A 9,262-nucleotide genomic window follows, 5' to 3' on the forward strand; every position below is an offset into this window, starting at 1 on the left:
TTCAGTCGAAGGTCTCGATGTACTCCTGTTCGGGTCCGAGCTCGGCTCGTTCGCGCAGCTCGACGGTGTCGCCGAGGCGCTCGAGCTCGAGCACGGTGATGAGGTTCTCGCCCGCGCGCAGGAGCGGCGCCGGCACGTAGTACGTCAGCTGCGGGCCGATCTCCCAGTAGCGGCCGAGCAGGAACCCGTTCACCCACACGAAGCCCTTGCCCGACCCCGGGAACGCGAGGAACGCATCGGCCGGCTCCTCGAGGTGCAGCACCGCGGTGGCGAACCCGTCCTGAGTCGCGAGCGCCGTCCCGGCACCGTGCAGTTCGGCGAGGGTCTCCGCGCCCCACTCGTCGAGCGGCAGCGCCCGCGTCGTCCACCGCTGCACGAGCCGGCGGTCGAGCTGCACACCCCCGAGGATCCCCTTGCCCTCGCCGAGCAGCGGCCCGTAGTTGATGCGGCCCTGGTTCTCGACGAGCAGCTCGAGCACGACCGCCCGACCGCGGTCGCCAGCGCGGTCGCCAGCGCGGTCGCCGTCGCCGCCGTCGCCGATCCGCACCCCTGCGGCCGCCTGCTCGGCGTCGAGCACCGCCACGCGGACGCCGTCGACGAACACCACGGCCCGGTCGCGGAGCCCGCGCACGGTGAGCAGCGCGCCGCCCCGCGGCACGATCGGCTCGGCGCGGTAGAGCGCCAGCCCCGCGTCGAGGCCGAGCTCTTCGAAGCTCGGCGGCATCGCGGTGCGCACCTCCTCGCCGGCGGTGCGCAGCGTCTCGAGGAGACCGGCGATCGGGCGCAGCGGCAGCGTCCCCGCCGGCAGCACGGGCGGCGTCGCGGATGCCACGGGCGGCACCTGCCCCGTGACATCCGCCAGCAGCTCGCGCATGAGCCGGAACTTCTCGGTGATCTCGCCGTTCTCGGCGATGGGCGCGTGCGAGTCGTAGCTCGTCTGCGTCGGCTGCAGGCGTTCGCCGTCGTGGTTGGCGCCCGACCAGAGGCCGAAGTTCGTGCCGCCGTGCGCCATGTAGAGGCTCAGCGATCCGCCCTCGGCGAGGATGTCGGCGACGACCCCGGCGGCCCCGGCTGGGGTGCGCACGTGGTGCGGGTCGCCCCAGTGGTCGAACCAGCCGTTCCACAGTTCCGCGCACATGAACGGTTCGCCGTCCCGACGCTCGCGCAGCATCTCCGCGGCCTGCGAGGCGCGCGAGCCGAAGGTCGCGGTCGCGAGCACGCCGGGCACGCTGCCGCCGTCCTGCATGAGCTCGGTCGGACCGTCGGCCGTGTAGATCAACTCGGTGATGCCGCCGGCGAGGAGCCGGTCGTGCAGCCACGCCAGGTAGTCGGCGTCGTCGCCGTAGCTGCCGTACTCGTTCTCGAGCTGCACGGCGACGATCGGTCCGCCATGGGCCGCCTGCAGCGGCGCGAGGCGGGGCAGCAGCTCGTCGAACCAGCGGTCGACCGCGTCGAGATAGGCCGGATGACTCGACCGCAGGCGCATCCCCGGGGTGCCCGAGAGCCACGCGGGGAACCCGCCGTTGTCCCACTCGGCGCAGATGTACGGGCCGGGGCGGACGATGACATCGAGCCCGAGCTCTCCGGCGAGCGCGATGAAGCCTTCGAGGTCCCGCCAGCCCGCCCAGTCGATCTCGCCGCGGCGACGCTCGTGGAAGTTCCATGCGATGTACGTGTCGACCGTGTTGAGGCCGAGGGCGACGAGTCGTTCGAGGCGATCGCGCCACTGCTCGGGGTGCACGCGGAAGTAGTGCAGCGAGCCCGAGAGCACCCGGTGCGGTCGGCCGTCGCGGAGGAACGCGCCGTCGGCGAAGGACAGCACCGTACCCACCGCGGTGAGGGGCGCACCGTGGATCGCGCTCACTTGACCGCCCCCGCCGTGAGGCCGGCACGCCAGAAGCGCTGGAGGCCGAGGAACGCGATGATCAGCGGCACCACCGAGAGGAGCGCTGCGACCACGACGGTGCCCGCGGGCACCTGCCCGTTGCTGCCCGCCCAGCCGACGAGGCCGACCGTGACCGGCTGCAGGGCGCTGTCGTTCAGCACCATGAGCGGCAGGAGGAAGTTGTTCCACACCTCGACGAACTGGAAGAGGAAGATCGTGACGAGCGCCGGCGACATGATGCGCACGCCGATCGAGAAGAAGATGCGGAACTCCCCCGCACCGTCGATCCGCCCGGCCTCGATGAGCTCGTCGGGCACCGACTGGGCCGCGAACACGCGCGCGAGGTACACGCCGAACGGGCTCACGATGCTCGGCAGCAGCACGGCGAGCGGGTTGTTGAGGAGGCCGACCTGGTTGAACAGGAGGAAGAGCGGGAGCGTGAACATCACCTTCGGGATGAGCACGGCGGCGAGGATCGCCCCGAAGACGATCCCGCGACCGCGGAACTCGTACTTCGCGAGGGCGTAGCCGGCCATCGCCGAGAGCAGCGTGCCGATGACGGCCGAGACGCCCGCGTAGAAGACGCTGTTCAGCATCCACCGCCCGAAGATGCCGTCGTTCTCGGCGAAGACGAGCGCGATGTTCTCGAAGAGCCCGAAGCCGTCGAACCAGAGGCCGGGCTCCGAGAACTGGTGCCCGGCGGGCTTCGTCGACGCGACGACGAGCCACCAGATGGGCATGATGAAGTAGAACGCCGAGATGCCGAGGAGGGCGAAGACGCCGAGGCGGCTCGCGAGGTTCGCGTCACGGTTCGAACGGCGGGGGCGCGAGGCATCCGGCCGGTCCGATCGCGGCGTGCGCGTGGCCGACGCCAGGGTGGGGGCGGTCATCGTTCGCCTCGATTCGTGAGCTTGAAGAAGGCGAACGAGAGCACGCCGACGAGGAGGGCGAGCACGACCGACTGCGCCGCGGCGTAGGGGTAGTTCTGCGCGGTGACCTGGGCCTGCGCGGCCATGAGCGGCGTGAAGGTGTTGCTGATCGCGCCGCCCGAGATGGTCTGCAGCACCTTGGGCTCGTTGTAGAGCTGGGCCGAGCCGATGATCGAGAAGACGGCGGTGAGGACGAGCGCGGGGCGCACCATCGGGATCTTGATGCTCCAGGCGATGCGCATCGGGCCGGCGCCGTCGAGGCGGGCGGCCTCGATCGTCTCGGCGGGGATCGTCTGCAGCGAGGAGTAGATGATGAGCATGTTGTAGCCCGTCCACCCCCATGTCACGATGTTCGCGACGGCCCACAGCACGATCTCGGGGGCGAAGAAGGGAATGCCGGTGCCGACGACCCGCTCGAGGAGCGTGTTGATCGGGCTCGTCACGGGCGAGTAGAGGAACGACCACATGACGGCCGCGATGACGCCGGGCACGGCGTAGGGCAGGAACGCGGCGAGGCGGAAGAAGCTCTTGCCCCGGGCCGAGCGAGAGTCGAGGAGGAGCGCGAGCAGCAGCGCGAGGCCGAGCATGACGGGCACCTGCACGAGGCCGAAGAGCGCGACCCGACCGAGCGAGGCGATGAACTCGGTGTCGCCGAGCAGGCGGGCGTAGTTCGCGAGCGGCGTGAACTCGAGGGTCGGCGCCTCGAGCCCGAGGCCCGAGCGCTGCAGGGTGAAGAGGCTCTGCACGAATGCGTAGACGATCGGCACGAGGTACATCGCGACGAACAGCACGCCGAACGGGGCGAGGAACAGCAGCGGCGTGCGCCAGCGGCCGCCCGATCGGGCGCGGGCCGTGCCGCCCGGTGCCGGGTCACCGGCGCCGCGTCGGCCGAGGCCGCGGGGTCCGGTGTCGGCGGTCGTGACCGCCCGAGTCGATGAGGTTTCCATGTCGTCCTGCGTCGTTGCGATGGTGCGTCGGGGCTTGGGGTTCGAGTGCGGATGCCTCGGGGCGGGGTCGGGGCGGCGGCTCGCGCCGCCCCGACCCGCGTACCCGGCGGCTACTCCGTGACGGAGAGGCCCTGGGCCTCGAGCGCGTCGACGGTCTGCTGCTGGGTGCCGCTCAGCGCGTCGGCGAAGGTGCCCTGCGCCGACCAGGCCTTGCCGAGTCCGTCGTCGAGGAACCCGACGGTCTCGGGCATGTTCGGGCCCCAGGTCCAGCCGGTGGTGACGTGCGGCGACGCCTCGGCGAACACGTCGAAGATGACCTGGTCGCCGAAGTACGGGTCGGGCTCGGTGAGGGCGGGGAGGTCGAGCAGATCGGTCGCCGCGGGGTAGAGCGCCGCCGCCTCGACGAGACCCGAGAAGGTGTCGGGGTCGGTGCTCATGAAGTGCGCGAACGCCCAGGCGGCCTCGGGCGTCTCGCAGCCCTTCAGCACAGCCGTGGCCGAGCCGCCGACGTTGCCGACCTTGTCGTCGCCGGCCTCCCACTGCGGCATGGGCGCGACGGCCCACTTGCCTTCACCGTCGGGGGCGCTGCCCTTGAGGACGCCTGCGATCCAGACGGCGCCGACGTGGGTCGCGATCGAGCCGTCGCCGAGGCCGGTGTACCAGGACTGGTCCCACATGGGCGCCTGGCTGATGAGGCCGGCGTCGGTGAGGCCCTGCCAGTAGTCGGCGACCTTCTGGCCCTCGGGCGAGTCGATCGAGACGTTCCAGCTGTCGCCGTCGACCGAGAACCACGGGGCCTCGGCCTGCCAGTTGAAGCCGGCGTAGTCGTAGTTGAGGTAGCTCGCCGAGAGCGACTTGCCCGCGGCCTTGAGCTGCTCGCCCACGGCCTGGTACTCGGCCCACGTGGTGGGCACGGCGAGGCCGAGCTCGTCGAAGACCTGCTTGTTGTAGAAGAGGGCCATCGGGCCCTGGTCGACGGGGGCGCCGTAGACGGCGTCGCCGATGCTCACCGACGACCAGCTGGCCGGGGTGAACTCGTCCTGGTTCTCGTTCGCGAACTCCGAGACGTCCTCGAGCGCGCCCTGTGCGGCGAAGCTGGTGAGGGTCTCGTAGCCGACCTGCGCGAGGCAGGGGGCGTTGCCCGCGGTGACGGCGTTGAGCATCTTGTCGTAGCCGCCCTTGGCGCCGGGGGCGACCTCTTCGTAGGTGACGACCACGTCGTCCTGCGAGGCGTTGAACGCGTCGACGGCGTCGGCGTAGCCGGGCGCCCAGCCCCAGAAGGTGACTTCGGCGGGGCCCGACGCGGCGGGCTCGGTCGCTCCGGAGCATCCCGCGAGCGCCAGGCCGAGGCCCAACGCGCCGGTGATGCCTACCGTGCGCATGACTGTCTTCTTCACTGCTGCCTCTCCTTTGAGCTCGGAATGCGTCGTGCAATCGTTCCGGGCCGCCGCGGGTCTCGGGGGTCGGGGTCCGCGGGGCGTGTTCCGATGGTGCCACATGTTGTTATCGATAACAAGTCTGGGTTTCGTGCAAGTATCCTTCTATTCCGATGCGAAAGGGCGATAGCATGTTTTCGCTACCAACCCTGGAGGCCCGATGACCAGCACCCGCCGGCTCGATGCGAGCGGTCGCACGCGCGCGCCGAGCATGGCCGACGTCGCGAATCACGCGGGCGTCTCGGCGCAGACCGTCTCCCGGGTGCTGAGCGACCACCCCAACGTGCAGTCGGCCACACGCGAACGCGTGCTCCGCTCGGTCGACGCCCTCGGCTACCGCATGAACAGCGCCGCGCGCGCGCTGTCGTCGGGCCGCACCCGCACCATCGGCGTCGTCGTGCTGCCGACCGCCGACTACTCGGGCTCGGCCGTCACCCACGGCGTCGAGTCGGCCGCGCGCCGTGCCGGCTACGCCGTCAGCATCTCGACGGCGAGCTCGCTCGACCCCGCGGCGATCGCCGCGGCGATGACCCGCCTCGAGGAGCAGTCGGTCGAGGGCATCGTCCTCGTCGTCCCGGTTCCGACGGGCACCGACGCCGTCGAGACCATCGCGAAGCGCATCCCCACCGTCACGATCGACGGCTCTCGCACCGATTCGAGCGAGGTCGTCGCGATCGACCAGTTCGAGGTGGGCCGCATCGCGACCGAGCACCTGCTCGAGCTCGGGCACCCGACGGTCTGGCATCTCGCCGGCCCCGATGAGTGGCTCGACTCCACCGGCCGGGCCGCCGGGTGGCGCGCAGCACTCGACGCGGCCGGCCGTGAGATCCCGCCGCTCCTGCACGGCGACTGGTCCCCCGAGTCGGGCTACCAGGCGGGCCTCCTGCTCGGCCGCATCCCCGAGGCGTCCGCCGTGTTCGTCGCGAGCGACGAGATGGCGTTCGGCGCGATCCGCGCGTTGCACGAGCTCGGCCGCCGCGTGCCCGAGGACGTCTCGGTCGTCGGCGTCGACGACATCGCTCTCGCGGCGTACTGCAGCCCGGCGCTCACGACCGTGGCCCAGCCGTTCGGCGAGATCGCAGCGCTGGCCGTCGAGCACCTGCTCCGCCGCATCGACGACCCGAGCACCCCGCCGGCCTCGACCGAGGTCGCCGCGACCCTCATCACCCGCGCCAGCACGGCCCGCTTCGCCGGCTGACCCGCTAGCGTCGGAGGATGACCGACGCCCCCACGCCCGACGACGCGCCAGCCATGGCACTCCCGTTCGACGCCGATTCGCTCGCGGGCCCCCTGCGCACCGAGCGCCTGACGTTGCGGCCGATCACCCCCGAGGACAGCGACGACATCTGGGAGTACCAGCGCCTGCCCGAGGTGCTGCGCTACATCCCGTGGCCGGTGCGAAGCCGCGAGGAGGCGCACGTGCACACCCTGAAGCGGGCGGGCATGCGCCGGCTCGCCGAGACGGGCGACGCCTTCCACTTCGCGATGGCGCTGCGCGGTGAACCGTCGACTGGGCTCGACGAGGCATCCCGCTCGCGCGATCGCGTCGTCGGCGATGTGATGCTGCGCGTCACGAACGCGCCGCACGCCCAGCTCGAGCTCGGCTGGGTGCTGCACCCGGCGTTCCAGAACCGGGGCCTCGCGACCGAGGCGATCGCCGAGGTCGTGCGGTGGGCGTTCGAGGAGCTCCGTCCGCATCGCCTGAACGCGCACGTCGATGTGCGCAACACCGCATCGGGGGCGCTCTGCCGCCGTCTCGGCATGCGCCTCGAGGGCACGCAGCTCGAAGACGTCTGGGACGACGGCTGGCAGTCGAGCGAGCTCTACGGGCTGCTGCGCAGCGAGTGGCGCGCCCGTCGCGTCACCGGCGCCTGAGGGTTATCCACAGGAGTTTCCACACCTGTTCGAACTCGCATTCGAATGTAACCGGATCGAGACGGGTCAGGCTCCGAGCGCACGCAGCGCTGTCGCATCGGTGACGGGCAGCGCGCACACGAACTCCTGGCACCGGTAGGCCGCAGCGGCACCGCCGATGAGGTGCCGCCCGACGAACAACTCGAATCCGGCCTCGGCGAGGGCGGCCGCCTCCGCCTCGGTCACGATCACGGTGATGGATGCCTCCGCCGCCACCGCCGCCCGGACGAGCTCGTCGCCGCTGCGCGGCTCACCCGGTGCGGCTCGTCGGGGTACGACGACGGCGAGCTGCACCACGGGCGCGGCGATGCGGGCCATGAGCTCGAGCGCGGCGCCGAACGCGATGGGACGGGCGAGCGCCGCGCCGGCGAGCTGCTGCATGGCCCGCTCGGCCGCCGCTCGATACCGGTCGCCGGCGCCGAGCAGCCAGAGCCGCCAGGCCGCGATTGCGCACGCCGTGATGCCCGATGGGGCAGCCCCCTCGGCGGGGTCGGTCGGCAGGGCGAGCCCGTGGCCCTCGAGCACCGGATCCGCGCCGCCGGGCACTCCGAACACGGGCGCTTCGCGCCCATCAGCCGCCGCTGGATCCGCGGCCTCCGCGGCATCCGCGGCCGCGAGCGACGCATCGATCAGCGTCCGCGCCGTCCGCAGCGCCGCGGCGTCGCCGGACGCGAGCCCGAGCTCGATGAGCCCGCCGGCGAGCATGCCGACGTCCTCGAGCGCCGCGTGCGCCTCCGAGACGACCCCGTCGCGCGATGCGCGCCGCAAGACCCCGTCGGGCCGCAGGTGCCGCTCGAGCACGAATGCGGCCGCCCGCTGCGCGGCGTCGAGCGCTGCAGGGAGCTCGAGCGCGGTCGATGCACGAGCGAGAGCGCCGATCGCGAGTCCGTTCCACCCCGTGAGCAGCTTCTCGTCGAGCGGCGGCGGCTCGAGGGCGAGCCGCCGTTCGGCGTCGGCGGTGGCGTACCCGCCCTCGGTGCGGACGCCGTCGACCGTGCTCTCCGAGTCCTGCGCCGCAGCGAATCCCCCGGCGGGCAACTGCATGGTGTCGAGCAGGAAGTCGACCACCCCCGAGGCGACCCCTGCCAGATCGACGTCGTCGGGCGCGACACGTGCGAGCTCGGTGGCGACGTCGAGGAGCAGGGCGTTGTCGGTCAGCATCCGCTCGTAGTGCGGCTCGCCCCAGTCGGCCCGAGTGGCATAGCGGAAGAAGCCGCCGTCGAGGTCGCGCAACCGCGAAGCGGCCATCGAGAGGAGGGTTCGGCGCGCCAGCGCACGTCCCTCGCCGCCGACGGAGACCAGGAAGCCGAGCACGGGCGCGATCGGGAACTTCGGCGCCCCGCCGAACCCGCCGTGGACGCGATCCTCCTCGGCTTCGAGCCGCCCGACCGCTTCGCGCAGACCTGAGGAATCGGGGAGCGGCGCCCCCATGTGCGAGAGTGCCACCTCGCTGAGCGCTGACGTGACCGCCGCGGCGGTCGCCTCGAGCTGCACGCGCCGCTCGCGCCAGGCCTCCCCGACGGCGCCGAGCACCTGCCGGAAGGACGGCATCCCGCGTTGGGGGCGAGGAGGGAAGTACGTGCCGGCGTAGAAGGCGCGCCCTTCTGGGGTCGCGAAGACCGTCAGCGGCCAGCCGAGCTCGCGGGTGAAGGCGGAAGCAGCGGCGAGATAGCTGGCGTCGACATCCGGATGCTCCTCGCGATCGACCTTGATCGCGATGAAGCGGTCGTTGAGTTCCTGTGCGGTGAGCTCGTCCTCGAAGCTCTCGCGCGCCATCACGTGGCACCAGTGGCAGGTCGCGTAGCCGATGGAGATCATCACGGGAACGTCACGCCGGCGGGCCTCCGCGAAGGCGGCCTCTCCCCATGGGAACCAGTCGACGGGGTTCCCGGCGTGCGCCCGCAGGTAGGGGCTCACGGCGTCCGCGAGACGAGTGCCCATGTCTTCAGCGTACGTGCCCTGACGCACATCGGTGGTGTTGTGCGGTGGGGGTTGTGTTGGGTGGTTAAACAAGTGAAGCCGCCAGCATCTCTGCTGGCGGCTTCTCTCGAATGAATGTCCGGCGGTGTCCTACTCTCCCACAGGGTCCCCCCTGCAGTACCATCGGCGCTGCGAGTCTTAGCTTCCGGGTTCGGAATGTGTCCGGGCGTT

Annotated in this window: 7 protein-coding genes and 1 rRNA gene; 2 read left to right on the top strand and 6 right to left on the bottom strand. The window is 71.5% G+C overall.

From position 1 onward, the window contains the following. Position 1 precedes the first annotated feature (1 nt). From ACFVTX_RS15805 to ACFVTX_RS15820, 4 genes are all read right to left on the bottom strand, one after another. Positions 2 to 1,864 carry a glycoside hydrolase family 35 protein gene (locus tag ACFVTX_RS15805; RefSeq protein ID WP_386901740.1) on the bottom strand — a complete coding sequence of 621 codons (1,863 nt, stop codon included), beginning with the start codon at positions 1,862 to 1,864 and terminating at the stop codon, positions 2 to 4. Further along, positions 1,861 to 2,775, bottom strand: a complete 915-nt coding sequence (locus tag ACFVTX_RS15810; RefSeq protein ID WP_386901742.1) for a carbohydrate ABC transporter permease — start codon at positions 2,773 to 2,775, stop codon at positions 1,861 to 1,863. The genes ACFVTX_RS15805 and ACFVTX_RS15810 overlap by 4 nt, the downstream gene beginning before the upstream one ends. Further along, positions 2,772 to 3,761: a carbohydrate ABC transporter permease gene (locus ACFVTX_RS15815; RefSeq protein WP_386901744.1), complete on the bottom strand. Its 990-nt coding sequence runs from the start codon at positions 3,759 to 3,761 to the stop codon at positions 2,772 to 2,774. Before ACFVTX_RS15815 ends, ACFVTX_RS15810 begins: the two co-directional genes overlap by 4 nt. 110 nt (positions 3,762 to 3,871) lie before the next feature. Next, positions 3,872 to 5,143: an ABC transporter substrate-binding protein gene (locus ACFVTX_RS15820; RefSeq protein ID WP_386901745.1), complete on the bottom strand. Its 1,272-nt coding sequence runs from the start codon at positions 5,141 to 5,143 to the stop codon at positions 3,872 to 3,874. A 214-nt stretch (positions 5,144 to 5,357) separates the two neighbouring features. Here ACFVTX_RS15820 and ACFVTX_RS15825 point away from each other — a divergent pair, with 214 nt between their 5' ends. Together ACFVTX_RS15825 and ACFVTX_RS15830 are read left to right on the top strand one after the other, a co-directional pair. Beyond that, a complete protein-coding gene (locus ACFVTX_RS15825; protein WP_386901747.1) occupies positions 5,358 to 6,395 on the top strand; it encodes a LacI family DNA-binding transcriptional regulator in 1,038 nt (345 codons plus the stop codon). A gap of 17 nt (positions 6,396 to 6,412) precedes the next feature. Further along, positions 6,413 to 7,072 carry a GNAT family N-acetyltransferase gene (locus tag ACFVTX_RS15830; protein WP_386901749.1) on the top strand — a complete coding sequence of 220 codons (660 nt, stop codon included), beginning with the start codon at positions 6,413 to 6,415 and terminating at the stop codon, positions 7,070 to 7,072. A 66-nt stretch (positions 7,073 to 7,138) separates the two neighbouring features. Here the strand turns inward: ACFVTX_RS15830 and ACFVTX_RS15835 are convergent, their stop codons facing one another. Together ACFVTX_RS15835 and rrf are read right to left on the bottom strand one after the other, a co-directional pair. Continuing rightward, positions 7,139 to 9,052 carry a thioredoxin domain-containing protein gene (locus tag ACFVTX_RS15835; protein ID WP_386901751.1) on the bottom strand — a complete coding sequence of 638 codons (1,914 nt, stop codon included), beginning with the start codon at positions 9,050 to 9,052 and terminating at the stop codon, positions 7,139 to 7,141. Between the two features lie 116 nt (positions 9,053 to 9,168). Further along, positions 9,169 to 9,262, bottom strand: a 5S ribosomal RNA gene (gene rrf / locus ACFVTX_RS15840); the annotation flags it as partial.

It is taken from the genome of Agromyces sp. NPDC058136, from assembly GCF_042884375.1.
GTDB lineage: Bacteria > Actinomycetota > Actinomycetes > Actinomycetales > Microbacteriaceae > Agromyces.

Bases quoted from the DNA above. Each gene is read 5' to 3' on its own strand.
- ACFVTX_RS15810 (WP_386901742.1), bottom strand. From the start codon at position 2,775: ATGACCGCCCCCACCCTGGCGTCGGCCACGCGCACGCCGCGATCGGAC.
- ACFVTX_RS15815 (WP_386901744.1), bottom strand. From the start codon at position 3,761: ATGGAAACCTCATCGACTCGGGCGGTCACGACCGCCGACACCGGACCC.
- ACFVTX_RS15820 (WP_386901745.1), bottom strand. From the start codon at position 5,143: ATGCGCACGGTAGGCATCACCGGCGCGTTGGGCCTCGGCCTGGCGCTC.
- ACFVTX_RS15825 (WP_386901747.1), top strand. From the start codon at position 5,358: ATGACCAGCACCCGCCGGCTCGATGCGAGCGGTCGCACGCGCGCGCCG.
- ACFVTX_RS15830 (WP_386901749.1), top strand. From the start codon at position 6,413: ATGACCGACGCCCCCACGCCCGACGACGCGCCAGCCATGGCACTCCCG.
- ACFVTX_RS15835 (WP_386901751.1), bottom strand. From the start codon at position 9,052: ATGGGCACTCGTCTCGCGGACGCCGTGAGCCCCTACCTGCGGGCGCAC.